We start from the raw sequence: 14,796 nt of genomic DNA, 5'->3' as shown, positions 1-14,796 counted from the left end.
CACAGAATAGGGTGACAGGATGAAGTTGAAGAAGTCAGCAGAAGACAAAATGATTTTTTTATACCGTTATGTATCATTATCTTTAACATCACTTGTTTTTCTGTTCGAAACATCTAGATTAATGGTATGGCAAAAGCTATTACTGATTGTTTTTCTATTTTTATCCGTTACAGCATTTACTTGGATTTACCGTAAATACAGACTTCATGATATGGTATTGAAATGCAGTATTGCACTAGAAACCGCAGGGATCATTTTGCTGTTATTCCCGACCGGAGGGATCAATAGCCCGTTCAAATGGTATGTGATTACCCCCATGCTGGTAGCTTGTGCTCATCTATCTATGAGGTACAGCTGGACGCTCCTACTTTCTTATATCGGTTTGGTGCTCACATTTTGTTATATCTTTTTTACACCAGGTCAATATTTTTTGTGGGATCTTATATTGCAGAACATTAATCTGTTTCTGGTATTGATCGTAACCACTATGGCAATGCAGGTTATTCGCGTCATGAAGGACGAACTGAAGGTGGCTAAAGAACAAGCCAATGAGACGATGGATCATATCAAGTCGATTTACCACATCATGGAGACGACCAGCCATAATGAGGCATTAAATCTAGGTCAGGTCATCTCGGATTACACTGTCAAGTTAACCAAGCAGAGCCGTGCATTTTTCTGGCTGGATAGTCAGGAGGAAGATGCGCCGGCAAGCAGCCAGACAGGCTGGACGGTAGAGGAAGAGGAACAGCTATTCGAGGAACTGGAGAATTACCGGGAGGAGTTCAGGGAAGAGCGCGAACCATTTTTCAGACATCTACCGGAATGGGGCGACTTTCTCATGATCACCGTACCGATGACGACCCGCTTTGTAGCGACGATTGGCCTCAAGCTGGGACCGGATCAAAGTTTGACAGGAAGACGCTGGCTTGTGCAACAACTGATATTCTTAGCTGAGCTGAGTGCTGTGTTTTTGGAACGCTATGAGCTGGAGCGTATTGAGAATCAGTTGATTGTGACGAATGAGCAGAACCGGATTGCAAATGAAATGCATGACAATGTTTCACAAAGTCTTTTTGGTATTGTGTATGCAACGCATTCTCTCCGGCAGACTTGGTGCCATCAGCCTAAGGAGCAGGTGGAGGAACAAATTGATCTAATTCAGCAATCGGCCAATCAAGCGGTTAGAGAGCTGAAGGGGGCAATTCATAGTCTAAGCTCGAAAAAAAGCGGAGGATCAACTTGGTTGGGGACGGTGAAAAGTCATCTGCATACACTCTCCAAGCTGAACCATGTACAAATTGATTTTGACATTCATGGTGATCATTATTCACTTCCGTATTTGTACCAAAAGGCTTTGTTCCGCATCATTTCCGAAGCGGCGGGGAACGCAATCCGTCATGGATTGGCCAAGCGAATTGATGTGAAGTTAAAATTGACGCCCCAAGTGATTAGACTGTCTATTCATGACGACGGAGTAGGGTTTGAGACGGCGAGAATGGTAGCAGGAGGTGAGGCGGTCAGTGCAGGCGGGGGCCTGGGCATGATGAATATGGAATATTTAGCTCAATCGATGGGAGGCGAATTTGATATTTCAAGTCGAATCGGAGAGGGAACACAGATCCGATTGTCCATTCCGGTAAATGCTTATGAATGAGGATTTTACAAAATCCTTAAATACATTGCGTGAACATTCTGCAATACAAAATCTGCGGTAACAATCGGATACATAGGGATTATGCAAATCCTGAACTGTAGACAGGAGGCCGAATCATGAAAATTGTCATTGTCGATGATCATCCTTTAGTACGGAAAGGACTCGCTGCGGTTATATCCATGCAGCCCAATGTTCAGTTCGCGGGAGAGGCCCAGAATCAACAGGAAGCACTTGCGGTGATCGAGGAAACGGATCCGGATTTGGTGCTGTTGGATTTGAAATTAGCTGATGAATCAGGTCTGGATATTATCAAGATAGCGCGCGGACGCGGGTTCAAAAGCAAATTTATTTTGCTGACCTCTTCTGCAACACGTGAAGATTTTCTGAAAGCGGAGGAAGCCTCTGTGGACGGTTACGTGCTTAAGGAGGCTTTGCCTGAGGAACTAATTTACGCGATTCATCTTGTCAACAAAGGACGCAAATATTATGATCCGGCTATTCTCGAAAATAAGCTGCGTGAAGATGCTGGCAATCTCACGGACGACCTGACACCCAAGGAAAAGGAAGTGCTGGTCGAGCTGGGACAAGGGGCTTGCAATCGTGAAATAGCATCCCGGTTATTTATCAGTGAGTTCACCGTCAAAAAGCATGTCAGTCAGATCTTGGCCAAGCTGCGACTGGCAGATCGTACGCAGGCAGCATTATATGCCAATGCGATTGGTCTAGCGAAGTACGAGCCAACCAATATGATGATGCGCTAACCCCATAAGCTACGCAGTAGTTTCAATATGCGAGTGGTATAGAGAAATCCTCAAAATCACCAACTTTGGTGGTTTTGAGGATTTTTTCTTGTGTATTTACCATAATCGACAAAGTATGGTACAAAAGTATACCATGCCGTGTCCAAAAGTATACATCTCCCTTCCTCTGTAGTGAGGGAGAAAGTGCCGTTCGGTTCCATGTCGTTAATACAACGGATTGTTACAATTAGATCATACTTAAAATAAGAAGAGAAATTGTATGGGAGGGAGGATTTTTGTGGAGAAAACCATTTTGGATTATCTAGTCCTGATCAAAAAAAGATTGTGGCTGATTGCGATTTTTGTCATTCTCTCATGTGTAACGACTTACATTGTGAGCGACAATGTCGTAAAGCCAGTCTACTCCGCTTCAAGCCAACTGCTGGTTAATCATATTTCCGCCAAGCAGGGGAGTAACAATCTGAATGACGTCAACACAAGTCTTAATTTGGTGGAAAGCTACAAGCAAATTCTCACTTCACCTAAAATTATGGACGCTGTGGTAGCGACTCATCCTGAGTTCAATTTGACGTCGCAAAAGTTGGCAGAGAAGCTGCAAATTAAATCCTCGGATAAAAGTCAGGTAATCGGCTTGACGTTTGAGGCAGGGAATTATCCCCAGGCCGCAGCGGTTGTAAACGCAGTAACCCAGAAATTCGTGCAGACGGTTCCGGGATTGATGGAATTAAATAATGTGAAAATTTTAAATGAAGCGGACCCGCAAGCCAATCCTGACCCGATTAATGGGAATCCGCTCATGAATATTGCGATTAGTTTTCTCGTATCGCTGATGATTGCGTTGGGCACGATTGTGTTCCTGGAAAGCATTAACGGCACGCTGCGCACGGAAAAAGAAGCGGATGCAGACATCGGCATTCCAGTAATTGCATCGATTCCCGTCATTCGCAAGAAGGACATCGATGGAGTGGCCGGAAATTCCAAAGAACGGGTAGGGGAGCGTAAATATGCTGCGATTGAATGACATGTTGATTACAGAAAGTAATCCATCATCGTATATCTCGGAATCATTTCGATCCCTCCGTACATACATCCGGCAGCAGGTGGTCGGGCAAAAGGACCGTGGGACGGTTCTTTTGTTAACCTCGCCGGAAAGCGGAGCGGGGAAAACAACAATGATCGCCAACATCGGAGTTTCCTTTGCTCAAGAAGGCAAGAAGGTGGCTCTGGTGGATTGCAATCTGCATAAACCAGCGCTGCACGAGATATTCGGAATGGAGAATACCGGAGGTCTATCGGCTTATTTGCGCGGTGGGGCTTCTTCCAAATCTATCGTTAGGCATGGTGGACTGGAACTATCGGTTGTTCCTGGTGGGGACAGTCTGTATAACGCAGCAGATCTGCTCGGTAGCGAACGTATGGCAGAGCTGTTGGAAGAACTCAAACGTGAATATGACATCATATTACTCGATTCGGCGCCAGCGCTGAATTATACGGATGCTCGCCTGATTGCAGGCTTGACGGATGGCGTGATTCTCGTTGCCAAACATGGCCGGACCAAACGGGAAGATCTACGCAAAACAAAGCAACTCATGGAGCAGGCTAGCGCAACGCTGGTTGGAATTGTGATGAATCAGGTGAAGTAAGCAACACCAAAATTCGATGAAGCAAGGAGAATGAGTGCGATGATGAAAAAAGTGAAAAAGGCCATTATTCCAGCAGCAGGATTGGGAACGCGCTTCCTCCCTGCCACCAAAGCAATGCCTAAGGAAATGCTCCCGATTATCAATAAGCCTACGATTCAATATATCGTGGAAGAAGCGATTGCTTCTGGTATCGAGGACATCATTATCGTTACGGGTAAAGGTAAACGTGCCATTGAGGACCACTTTGACAACGCATTTGAGCTGGAATCCAAACTGCTCGAGGACGGTAAGCTGAAGCTTCTGGAGGAAGTACAGCGTTCTTCAGGCGTGGAAATTCATTACATTCGCCAGAAAGAACCCAAAGGTCTTGGACATGCGGTATGGTGCGCAAGACGCTTTATCGGGGACGAGCCATTTGGTGTGCTGCTGGGCGACGATATCGTAACAGGTCAAAAACCTTGCCTGCGCCAGCTGATGGATCAATATGAGGAAACGCAAAACTCTGTGATCGGTGTGCAGCGGGTACCACAGGAATTCACGAACCGGTATGGCATCATTGAACCGGACCAACAGGACGGACGATTGTACCGAGTGAATAATTTTATTGAAAAACCGGCTCCAGGCACAGCCCCATCCGATTTGGCTATTATGGGTCGCTATGTGTTCTCGCCGAAAATTTTCAAATATCTTGATCTTCAGGAAAAAGGAGCTGGCGGCGAAATTCAGTTGACGGATGCGATCCAAAAGCTGAATCAGAGTGAACGTGTGTACGCCTACGACTTTGAAGGCACGCGTTATGACGTAGGTGAACGTCTTGGATATATTTTAACCACTCTTGAATTTGCACTTGCCAGCGATGATTTGAAGTATCCGGTTATGGAGGCCATGAATGAATGGCTGAAAAAAACCGAGAAAGCAACCACAGCGGGTTGAGAGGAGGTACGTCAGCATGAGCATGGAAAATTTACCGGAGGATGGCGAGGCTGTCATGTCAGGTAAAGCGTTTTACATGCCATACGGAAATACACAAATTCAGGATAAAACGTCCTACCTGGTCACAAAACGCCTCCTTGATATGCTGCTGTCTTTTGTGGGCTTAATCGTATTGCTTCCATTGTTTGCAGTGGTGGCCATTCTGATTAAGCTCGAAGACCCAAAGGGAAGTGTGTTTTTCAAGCAAACTCGGGTGGGCAAGAATGAGAAGTTATTCGATATGTATAAATTCCGTTCAATGGTGTCCAATGCCGAGGAACTGAAAAAGGACCTGATGGAGCTGAATGAAGTGAGCGGCGCCATGTTCAAAATTAAAAACGATCCTCGGATCACGAAAATTGGCAGTTTTCTGCGCAAGACGAGTATTGATGAGATTCCGCAGCTGTGGAATGTGTTGGTTGGAGACATGACTTTAGTCGGTCCGCGTCCGCCGTTGCCCAGCGAGGTTGAGCAATACTCCGATTATGACAAGCAGCGCCTGATTGTAACACCGGGATGTACGGGTTACTGGCAGGTGAGCGCACGTAACAGTGTAGGCTTCGAAGAAATGGTGCAAATGGATTTGAAGTATATTCATGTTCGCAATACGTGGCTCGATCTGAAAATTATCATGAAAACAGGCGTTAAAATGCTGTTCTCCAAGGATGCTTACTGATGGATGCATTTAAGCGATGTCCCGCAGTGTCCGTCGTTATTTGCACCTATAACCGGGCGGACCTGTTGGAGAAAACGTTAATGTCTCTACTGAAGCTGGAAGACCTTGCACTGGCTGAGATCATTGTGGTCGATAACCGATCCACCGATCATACAGCAGCGACGATCAAAAGATTCACCGTTGCGCATGGTCAGCATATTCATCTTCGGTATCATTATGAGCGCGAACAAGGACTGTCTGCCGCTCGTAATGCTGGCATTACGTTATCAAAAGCAGACGTCATTGCTTTTCTGGATGATGATGCAATTCCGTGTGTTACATGGCTGCAAACGATTATGTCGGCCTTTGGGAACAATCCCGAGCTAACGGCTATGGGTGGGAAGATTGATCCTAAGTTTGAGACGGAACGCCCGAACTGGTTGACAGGGCCGCTTGAACTGCCCTACACGATTATTGATCTGGGGAAATCCGTTCGGGAATATCCGGCGGGCCTGAATCCATTTGGGGCGAATATGGCTATGCGCAAAACGGCTTTCGCCGCCGTCATGTTCCCGCTTCACTTGGGCAGAAAGGGAGATATCCTCCTATCTGGTGAAGAATCGTGGGTATTTGAGCAAATCCGTAAAAATGGTGGAACGATTATGTATCATCCGCACATGGCTGTAGAACATTTTGTTCCGGCTTCACGCTTAACGAGAGAATGGATCTTGAATCGCTACTATTGTCAGGGCATGTCTAATGCTGCTCAGGCTACAGGTCTGCGCGGCAACGCGGTGCTGATGGCAAAAGTGGCAGCCAAAGTGTTATACATCACGGTGGATTCCCTGCTGGCACGTACTGAGGGCAGGAAGCTGTTGAACCGGTGCAGGCTTGAAAATATCCGCGGAACGCTGGATACACTGCGCAACCGGAAAAGCGAGTCAGCTGCGGGGTGAAAGATTGAACATGAGTAACTATCCTTGGACTTCCAGATTAAACACGATACAGCATGTTTTTATTTTTCTACTAGGCGCTCTTGCTGTAGGAATTGCAGCTACCTATCAACCTGTGGTCAGTATTGCGGCGGTATGCTTACTGCTTTTGTTGGCTGTCTCTATCCATCATCCTGAGCGCATTAGCTATGCGGTTTTGCTAAGCACAGCAGTCTCAGTCGATTCTCTGTATCAGGGTGGCGTGTTCGGCATTGAGATATTGTCATTGTACAAATTGGGCATTTTGGCTCTGCTAGTGCCATGCATGCTTGTATATGGCATTCGTCTCAAGTTCAGCTATCCAGTCTGGGCATTGGTGATCATGCTGGGGATTACATTTGGATTTTCAGCATGGCTGCCTTTGTTAACGACCTCGATTGCCGTCAAGGCGTTCGTGGGACTATCACTGCCCTTCTTTTTTTTACTGATCCAGTGGAAAAAGGATGTGGCGGAAAAGCATATTCGACTGATTAGCCTGTTGCCGATTATTAGTGTGGTCATTGGATTAGGCTTGCAGGTTTTAGGATTGCACTCATTTACGGATGTGGAATTTACGGGCGCAGTCAGAGTACAAGGAGCGAATATACCGCCGCATTTGGCAATGCTCTCCTTTCTCGGAATTGCCGTCTCTCTGATTGAGGTCAAGCGCAAACCTAGGCAAGCTGCCTTTTATTACACGGTGTTGGCCCTGAACTTTCTAATCCTGATCGCCACCGGTACACGTGGGCCGATTCTGGCATTGTTATTAATGTTTGCTGTGTATCTGTTTGATATTGCCCGTCAGTACCTCAAGGGAAAAGTCAATTATTTGCTACCGCTGGCCGGATCGTTTTTGGTTGCTCTGGGGGCGGTGGCCCTACAATGGAACAATTTAAAAAAACGCTCCTTCGAACGGGAGACCGACACAGGCATTGACCTATCGGGACGCTCGGAGGCATGGGAATATTTTTTGAACAGAGTACATGATTACCCTTGGTCAGGCAGAGGCCTTGGCGCGGTAACGGTTGCGAACGACGGGACGTTATTCAATGGTTTTGTTGTACCGCATAACGAGTATATACGATTTTATTTTGATACCGGATATATCGGTTGCGGGCTATTAATGCTTTCATTACTGATCGTGTTCGCTCTCATTTACCGGTCACTTGCCAAGTCTATCAAACCTTATTTTGCAACTTTAATTGCAGGTTTTTTGATCTACTCGTTTTCAGATAATACGTTGTCGACGGTTCAGATGATTATTCCGTTTTGCTGGTATTTGAACGCATTATACCAGACATCTACTCAAACCGATTTTCGCAAAGAGAAGTGATACGATGAGCAGAGTGAACATGTTCGATGTCAACTTTGATAATTACGATTTTAATGATCTACTCGAATTTATAGATACTTCTATTGAGCATCAGCGTCATTCCTACATTTTGACCTGTAATGTCGATCATGTGATCAAGCTTCGTAAGGATGATGAATTCCGCAAGGTATATTCGGATGCCGGAGCTGTAGTGGCCGATGGAATGCCTATCATTTGGGCGTCTAAGTTGCTGAAAAAGCCCCTCAAACAAAAAGTGTCAGGGTCCGATTTGTTCACCCGGCTGGGAGAGGCTTTTGAGGATCGGGGCTATCGCTTGTTTTTTCTGGGTGCAGCTGACGGTATTCCTGAGAAGGCTATGCTTAATCTCCAGGAATCCTATCCAAACATGAATGTGGTGGGCTGCTATTCTCCTTCTTATGGCTTTGAGAAAAACGAAGAGGAGAACAGATACATTATCCAGTTGCTTCAAGAGGCTCGCCCAGACATCGTTTTTGTAGGGGTAGGAGCACCGAAGCAGGAAAAATGGATTTACAGATATTATGAGACTTACCGCGCTCCAGTTTCGATTGGGGTGGGAGCGACCTTTGATTTCCTGTCGGGAAATGTAAAGAGAGCACCGGAGCTGATGCAGAAGACAGGATTTGAATGGTTTTGGAGGTTGTCTCAGGAGCCTAAACGATTGTGGAAAAGATATTTGATTGAGGATTCCCAGTTCCTCGTTCTGCTGTTTAAAGAGATGTTTAAGCGGAAGCGGATGAAGGGAGGCCAGGGGTGAGAAACATGAGTCGGTTGGCAGATCAGCAGATTTCCTTCTGGCTAGGAAGTCGGCGTGGAATCGGCATGATCGGCATGGGGGTGCTGGCTTGTATGCTACCACTCGCCATCGGATTTGTCAGCGCCAAGATGAATCCCACCACGAGCCAGCAGGGAGCCATATTGCTGGCGATCGTTTTTCCAGCCTTCCTGCTGGCGATCTTGCAATCACGGCTATTGATTTCTTACACATTGGTGGTGTGGGCAGTAGGCCCGGAAATCCGCCGCATTGCAGATTGGTTGGAGGGAACGTATCACTCGGTTTCCTTATTGAGCGTGGCGCCGCTGCTGGTAAGCAGCATGCTGATCATTCCTGTGCTGCGGGGTATTCATCTGGCGGAAAAGCCATTAACCCGGATTGCTGTATTTTTCGGCATAGAGTTGGCCTACGGAAGTGTGGTCGGGTTATTCAAAAATGGTATTGTTTTTGCTTATGATTTGGCCAATTATGTGGTTCCATTGCTTCTATTGCCTTATCTTGCGATTAAGCCTATGAAAGCCAAGGAGTTGGACCGACTGCTGTATTCATACGCCAACATTGCTGTTCTAGTAGCGATATACGGCATTATTCAGTACTTGACGGTGCCTCCTTGGGATGCATTTTGGATGAATCACGTGGAAATGAATTCCATTGGCGTGCCAGAACCGCTTCAAATTAGAGTGTTTTCTTCCATGAACTCGCCCGGCCCATGCGCTATTTTCCTGGCAATGGCACTTGTACCAATGCTGATGGAGAAACGGTGGCGAGGGACATTGGGATGGATTGGAGTCCTGCTAACAGTCGTTTGTCTCTTGGTCACGCTCGTACGTTCAGCCTGGCTGATTGCATTCGTCATGTTGCTGGCTTACATTCTCAGTTCATCCTCCAAAGGAAAGTGGAAGACCCTGTTTCAACTTGCTATCGTCGGTCTTCTTCTCTATATCATCGTTCCAAAACTTCCGGGGGCAGAAGGTTTGGTGGCTCGCATGCAGACGTTGACAGATATTCAACAGGATCATTCATACAATGAACGTTTGGATCTACTGCATACAATGCTTCCGGCGATTACTAACAATCCGGTCGGGCAGGGGATCGGGAGTGTAGGTATCGGAACCAAGCTTGATAACGGCGGCGATCTCGGTGAACTTGGGATTATGGATAATGGATATATTGCCATTTTCCTCACCTTCGGTATTTGCGGAGCATTCTTTTTCTTCGGTGGTCTGTTCGTTATCATCAAGCGCCTTCTCGTCCGTATTGCCGAACGGAATTCCAGTCAGCCTTATATCAGACTGGCGTTGGCTACATGGGCCGGAGCTGTAGCCAGTCTCATATCGGATAATGGTTTCCCCGGTATGCGCGGCTATTTGATCTGGATGATGATCGGAATAGGACTATGGGCAAAAGATGTCATCGCGGAAAGAAGGTAAAGGCTGTGCAAAACTTACAAGCATTATCCGCACCTGTCCGGACGCTATGGTCCACGGTGATTCGGTTTGCCAAAAGCAAGGATAACAGCTCTGCAGCAGTAAAAACGATGATATTCAGTATGCTGATTCTCGTCGTGAATATGCTGACTGGTGTGCTGACGGCACGATTCTTGGGTCCTACTGGACGCGGAGAACAGACAGCGATGGTGAACTGGTCCCAATTTCTTGCCTTCTGCATGAGCTTCGGTGTTCCATCTGCATTGATTTACAATGCCAAAAGGAAACCTGAGGAAACGGGTAAGCTGTATGGTCTGGCCTTGCTGCTGGCTACGGTATTCGGGGGAATGGCGACACTCGTCGGAGTATTTCTAATTCCTTATTGGCTGCGCTCTTTTTCTTCATCGGTCATACTTTTCGCGCAGTGTTCTATGATGATGTGTCCGCTCATAGCGATTTCACAGATCAATAATGCATTGCTTCAAGTTCGCTCGGAATATAAACAATACAATTTATTCCGGTACCTGGTACCACTAAGTACACTGCTGGGTCTGGCGATTCTGATCCTGACGGGGACAATGAATCCGTACACCTCAGCATTGGCTTACTTACTGCCAGGCTTGCCGATCTATATCGGTGTCACGATACGAATGATTCGGCTGTACAAACCAAAGGTGAAGAACAGCTGGACGCAATTTAAAAATCTCTTTACCTACGGTATGGGTTCATACGGGAATGATCTCATGGGGCAGGTTTCCACTTACATTGACCAGATTTTGATTGCAGGTCTGCTCAGACCTGCTGATCTCGGTTTATATGCGGTAGCGGTCAGCCTGGCCCGGATGGTGAATGTATTTTCAACCTCGATCATTGTCGTGTTGTTTCCCAAAGCCTCTGGTCTGGATAAGGAAGAGGCAGTGGCCATAACATTCCGGGCATTTAGAGTGACTTCAACGGCAACCTTTTTGGCTGCGGTGATGTTAATGCTGGTTGCTCCGTTCGTATTTACATTGTTATATGGTCAAGAGTTTAAACAAGCGCTTACGGTATTCCGGTTTCTGGTGCTTGAGGTTGCTATCAGTGGAGGTACCATGGTGCTGGCACAACAATTTATGGCGCTGGGTAAGCCCAAACTGGTTACCATTCTACAGGGTGTCGGATTGGCGCTCGTCATTCCATTGCTGTCCATACTCGTGCCGAGATATGGATTGACGGGTGCAGGGATAGCAATGCTGTCTTCGGGGATTTTACGGTTCGTTTTCATTTTATGTAATGTTAAGTTCGTTCTAAAAATGAAAATTCCAAGACTGCTTATTTCCAAACAAGATTTTCAATGGCTCCGATCAACGATGTCACACTACATCCGGAAAAAGCCAGTTAACGGTTAGATAAAGAAGGAGGCACCCGCTAATGAACCACATGTCTAGCGTTCCCGCGGACAACCGGATATCCGTAGTTATTATCGCTCAGGATGATGGCACTCGAATTACAGCCGCCATTAAATCCTGTCAGCCCTTTGCGGACGATATCGTCGTCATTGACGGAGGGAGCAAAGACAATACGATTCAGGTAGCTGAATCATTGGGCTGTCGGGTGTTTTCCAACCCATGGCCTGGTTATGCCAAACAGCGCATGTTTGGTGTTGATAAAGCGGAATTTGATTGGATTTTCCTGATTGATACAGACGAAGTAGTGGATGCAGAGTTGCTTGGTGACTTGTTGAAAGTAAAGGAAACGCTCCACGATCCGGCCAAAGCCTATTCTGTATTTCGCATTGGCGATTTTCTCGGCAAATGGATGAACAAAGGCGAGTATTTGGTTCGTTTGTACAATCGGCGAATTTATGGCATTACGAATAGTCTTGTTCATGAAATGCCGGATGTAGCCTCTTCCCAGATCATCAATCTGGAGGGCGTGTTATGGCACTATGGCTTCCGCAGCATCAGCGATCATATGACCCGTTTTAACAAATATACGGATCTGGAAGCAGAGACGGCATTTAACAAAGGAAGATCCTTTCGGATTACCAGACTGTTGTGGAGGCCGCCTGCCCGCTTTGTACAGAAGTATTTTGTTCAAGGCTTATACCGCAAGGGGTTGGCGGGTTTTGCCGTAGCCGTTTTCTGGGTGATGTATGAGTTTCTCGTCTGCTTCAAGCATTATGAGTTAACCAAGCGGCGAAAAAAGATTGAAGTTGTGGATGGCGGACAAACCGAGCAGAAAGGAGAAACCAGCTATGTCGTACAATAACGGATTTCGTATTGCGGCAACCGGGCTGAGCTGGCCGTCCTTGCAGCCAGGAGGTCTCAACACATATTTCAAATCCATCTGTGAGCAGCTTACGCTAGAGCGCAATACGCTGGATGCTTTAATCTGTAGTGATGAGCAGCCTCAGGCGCCTGAACGTATTCGTATTCATTCAATTGGTAGCAAGCAGCAATCCATCTGGAAGCGTCGAGAGCTGATGCAAAAATATGCAGCAGAACTGTTCGACAAGCAACCGATAGATGTGCTGTATTCCCACTTTGCTCCCTATAGTGTCGGACCGGCACTGGAGGCGAAAAAAAGAGGAATCCCGGTCGTTACCACCTTCCACGGACCGTGGACGGAGGAAATGAAGATTGAAGGACAGGGAATTAAGCATTTTCTTAAAACGACGTTGGCCAAATCCATTGAAATGAAAGCTTATGGTTTGGCGGATAAATTTATAGTGCTAAGCGAGACTTTTCGGGATATTTTACACGAGCACTATAAAGTTCCACTTAGTAAAATTCATATTATTCCTGGTGCGGCGAATGTAGAAAGGTTCCATCCGGCAGAGGATCAGGAGGCCGTACGGAAGCGGCTGAATTTGCCGCAAAATGCGACGATTGTGCTAACCGTTCGTCGTCTTGTTAATCGCATGGGTCTGGTACAGCTACTCGAAGCATGGCGACGAGTAACTGAGCGTCACCCTGATCATCTGCTGCTAATCGGTGGGAAGGGCCCTCTGATGGAGGAATTGGCTTCCAAGGTGGCGGAATACAATCTTCATAATCACGTAAGATTGCTTGGTTATGTGTCGGATGAGGAGCTGCCCCTGTACCATCAAGCCTCGAACTTGTTCGTTGTACCAACACAGGCACTAGAGGGTTTCGGTCTGATTACAGTCGAGGCGATGGCCTCGGGACTACCGGTGCTGGCCACTCCTGTAGGCGGCAACAAGGAAATCTTAAGAGGATTCCGTCCTGAGCTTTTGTTCCAGGGGACGGACAGTGAAGCCATTGCTGCTGGGCTGCTGCGTGTGCTGGATCATCGTGAACTTCTACCGAATGCACGGGAATGCCGGGACCATGTCCTGAGCAGATACACATGGGGACATGTAGCAGAGCAGGTAGAAGAGGTGTTCCGACAGGTCCTTGACAGAAAGGCGGCGGCGAAATGATGAGAGTAGCTTATATTGACCATACGGCAAGATGGAGCGGCGGCGAAGTCGCTTTGTATAACATCCTGACGAATATTGGGGAACATATCGACCCGCTCGTTATTTTGGCGGAGGAGGGCGATTTGGCGGATCGGCTTCGGCAGCGTGATATTGATGTGCGCATCGTTCCACTAGATGATTCGATTCGCAATCGAGGACGAAATGCTGTTAATCTGGGTGCGCCTGCAGCAGCCTTTCGGTTGCTGGCTTACGGCAGAAAACTCGCGCCGTTGCTGCGTGAGGAAAAAGTCGTGTGTGTGCACACAAACTCACTCAAGTCTGCACTGTATGGTGCAGTAGCCGCCAAATCGGCGAAGCTGCCGTTGATCTGGCATATCCGTGACCACATCGGTCCGCCGTATCTGAAGCCGATTGTAGCTAAAGGGATTCGGCTCATGTCCCGCTTTTTGCCTAACGGTGTGATTGCCAATTCCAAATCCACGCTGAGTGCATTGGAATTACCCCCGGACAAAAAGACGCTCGTCGTCTACTCCGCTTTTGCCAAAGCAATTACGGCTCGTGATTCGGCTGCGCATTTGCGTGGCGATGACTCGTTTAACGTCGTATTGGTCGGCAGATTGGCGGAATGGAAGGGACAACATATTTTATTGGAAGCAGCACGTTCTTTTTTACCAGATCAGCGAGTGAAATTCTGGCTGGCTGGAGATGCGTTGTTCGGAGAAGAGGAATACAAACAACGATTGGAATCCACGATGCGCGAATATGGGTTGACCAACGTCAATCTGATGGGACACGTCGATGACATTCAGGGACTGATGCAGCGCTGTGACCTGCTAATTCATACTTCCATTACACCGGAGCCATTCGGTCAAGTCATTATTGAGGGCATGGCTGCAGGTTTGCCAGTGATCGCTTCAAACGAAGGTGGTCCCAAGGAAACGGTGGTACCTAATGAAACCGGGCTGCTCATTGAACCGGGAGACCCGGCCAAGCTGGAAGAAGCCATCCGCTGGATGCTGGAGCATCCACAGGAACGTCAGCAGATGGGTGAGAGAGGGATGGAACGGGTCAAGAAGCATTTTGTCATCGAGAACACTGTTAAGGATATAGTTCATTACTATAAGGGTTTGTTGGCAGGAGTCTGACCGACATTCGCGTTA

14 protein-coding genes are annotated in these 14,796 nt (G+C 47.2%); all 14 read left to right on the top strand.

The window, feature by feature from the left end:
• The first annotated feature begins 19 nt into the window (after positions 1-19).
• The 14 genes from ACXHJ1_RS00840 (at position 20) to ACXHJ1_RS00775 (ending at position 14,781) form a co-directional block, all read left to right on the top strand.
• Positions 20-1,657 carry a sensor histidine kinase gene (locus ACXHJ1_RS00840; RefSeq protein ID WP_013369810.1) on the top strand — a complete coding sequence of 546 codons (1,638 nt, stop codon included), beginning with the start codon at positions 20-22 and terminating at the stop codon, positions 1,655-1,657.
• 116 nt (positions 1,658-1,773) lie between these two features.
• On the top strand, positions 1,774-2,418 hold the full coding sequence (locus tag ACXHJ1_RS00835) for a response regulator (RefSeq protein WP_107734037.1): 645 nt from the start codon (positions 1,774-1,776) through the stop codon (positions 2,416-2,418).
• 277 nt (positions 2,419-2,695) lie between these two features.
• Positions 2,696-3,439, top strand: coding sequence for a YveK family protein (locus ACXHJ1_RS00830; RefSeq protein WP_013369812.1), 744 nt, complete (start codon positions 2,696-2,698; stop codon positions 3,437-3,439).
• Positions 3,423-4,061 (top strand): CpsD/CapB family tyrosine-protein kinase, encoded by a 639-nt coding sequence (locus tag ACXHJ1_RS00825; RefSeq protein WP_016821260.1) that lies wholly within the window; start codon positions 3,423-3,425, stop codon positions 4,059-4,061. Before ACXHJ1_RS00830 ends, ACXHJ1_RS00825 begins: the two co-directional genes overlap by 17 nt.
• 42 nt (positions 4,062-4,103) lie before the next feature.
• Positions 4,104-4,994 carry a UTP--glucose-1-phosphate uridylyltransferase GalU gene (galU, locus tag ACXHJ1_RS00820; RefSeq protein ID WP_025364257.1) on the top strand — a complete coding sequence of 297 codons (891 nt, stop codon included), beginning with the start codon at positions 4,104-4,106 and terminating at the stop codon, positions 4,992-4,994.
• 16 nt (positions 4,995-5,010) lie between these two features.
• Positions 5,011-5,709, top strand: a complete 699-nt coding sequence (locus tag ACXHJ1_RS00815; protein WP_013369815.1) for a sugar transferase — start codon at positions 5,011-5,013, stop codon at positions 5,707-5,709.
• Positions 5,709-6,644, top strand: coding sequence for a glycosyltransferase (locus ACXHJ1_RS00810; protein WP_019686405.1), 936 nt, complete (start codon positions 5,709-5,711; stop codon positions 6,642-6,644). The genes ACXHJ1_RS00815 and ACXHJ1_RS00810 overlap by 1 nt, the downstream gene beginning before the upstream one ends.
• Positions 6,645-6,654: 10 nt before the next feature.
• Positions 6,655-7,992 carry an O-antigen ligase family protein gene (locus ACXHJ1_RS00805; RefSeq protein ID WP_457905414.1) on the top strand — a complete coding sequence of 446 codons (1,338 nt, stop codon included), beginning with the start codon at positions 6,655-6,657 and terminating at the stop codon, positions 7,990-7,992.
• 4 nt (positions 7,993-7,996) lie between these two features.
• Positions 7,997-8,767 (top strand): WecB/TagA/CpsF family glycosyltransferase, encoded by a 771-nt coding sequence (locus ACXHJ1_RS00800; protein WP_014599532.1) that lies wholly within the window; start codon positions 7,997-7,999, stop codon positions 8,765-8,767.
• Positions 8,768-8,772: 5 nt separating this feature from the next.
• Entirely contained in the window at positions 8,773-10,215 is a 1,443-nt protein-coding gene (locus tag ACXHJ1_RS00795; protein ID WP_025364259.1) for an O-antigen ligase family protein, read from the top strand.
• A 5-nt stretch (positions 10,216-10,220) separates the two neighbouring features.
• A complete protein-coding gene (locus ACXHJ1_RS00790) occupies positions 10,221-11,600 on the top strand; it encodes a lipopolysaccharide biosynthesis protein (RefSeq protein WP_016821254.1) in 1,380 nt (459 codons plus the stop codon).
• 22 nt (positions 11,601-11,622) lie between these two features.
• Positions 11,623-12,462: a glycosyltransferase family 2 protein gene (locus tag ACXHJ1_RS00785; protein WP_016821253.1), complete on the top strand. Its 840-nt coding sequence runs from the start codon at positions 11,623-11,625 to the stop codon at positions 12,460-12,462.
• Complete coding sequence (locus ACXHJ1_RS00780; protein ID WP_044785747.1) at positions 12,449-13,636, top strand: glycosyltransferase family 4 protein; 1,188 nt, start codon at positions 12,449-12,451, stop codon at positions 13,634-13,636. The genes ACXHJ1_RS00785 and ACXHJ1_RS00780 overlap by 14 nt, the downstream gene beginning before the upstream one ends.
• On the top strand, positions 13,633-14,781 hold the full coding sequence (locus ACXHJ1_RS00775) for a glycosyltransferase family 4 protein (protein ID WP_016821251.1): 1,149 nt from the start codon (positions 13,633-13,635) through the stop codon (positions 14,779-14,781). The genes ACXHJ1_RS00780 and ACXHJ1_RS00775 overlap by 4 nt, the downstream gene beginning before the upstream one ends.
• Positions 14,782-14,796 lie beyond the last annotated feature (15 nt).

It is taken from the genome of Paenibacillus sp. ALE2, from assembly GCF_054113385.1.
This window is presented reverse-complemented; position numbering and strand designations above follow the sequence as displayed.

Excerpts from the sequence above, each read along its gene's own strand:
- ACXHJ1_RS00795 (WP_025364259.1), top strand. The coding sequence starts at position 8,773 with ATGAGTCGGTTGGCAGATCAGCAGATTTCCTTCTGGCTAGGAAGTCGG.
- ACXHJ1_RS00825 (WP_016821260.1), top strand. The coding sequence starts at position 3,423 with ATGCTGCGATTGAATGACATGTTGATTACAGAAAGTAATCCATCATCG.
- ACXHJ1_RS00775 (WP_016821251.1), top strand. The coding sequence starts at position 13,633 with ATGATGAGAGTAGCTTATATTGACCATACGGCAAGATGGAGCGGCGGC.
- ACXHJ1_RS00800 (WP_014599532.1), top strand. The coding sequence starts at position 7,997 with ATGAGCAGAGTGAACATGTTCGATGTCAACTTTGATAATTACGATTTT.
- ACXHJ1_RS00835 (WP_107734037.1), top strand. The coding sequence starts at position 1,774 with ATGAAAATTGTCATTGTCGATGATCATCCTTTAGTACGGAAAGGACTC.
- ACXHJ1_RS00840 (WP_013369810.1), top strand. The coding sequence starts at position 20 with ATGAAGTTGAAGAAGTCAGCAGAAGACAAAATGATTTTTTTATACCGT.
- ACXHJ1_RS00785 (WP_016821253.1), top strand. The coding sequence starts at position 11,623 with ATGAACCACATGTCTAGCGTTCCCGCGGACAACCGGATATCCGTAGTT.
- ACXHJ1_RS00780 (WP_044785747.1), top strand. The coding sequence starts at position 12,449 with ATGTCGTACAATAACGGATTTCGTATTGCGGCAACCGGGCTGAGCTGG.
- ACXHJ1_RS00810 (WP_019686405.1), top strand. The coding sequence starts at position 5,709 with ATGGATGCATTTAAGCGATGTCCCGCAGTGTCCGTCGTTATTTGCACC.
- galU (WP_025364257.1), top strand. The coding sequence starts at position 4,104 with ATGAAAAAAGTGAAAAAGGCCATTATTCCAGCAGCAGGATTGGGAACG.
- ACXHJ1_RS00805 (WP_457905414.1), top strand. The coding sequence starts at position 6,655 with ATGAGTAACTATCCTTGGACTTCCAGATTAAACACGATACAGCATGTT.
- ACXHJ1_RS00815 (WP_013369815.1), top strand. The coding sequence starts at position 5,011 with ATGAGCATGGAAAATTTACCGGAGGATGGCGAGGCTGTCATGTCAGGT.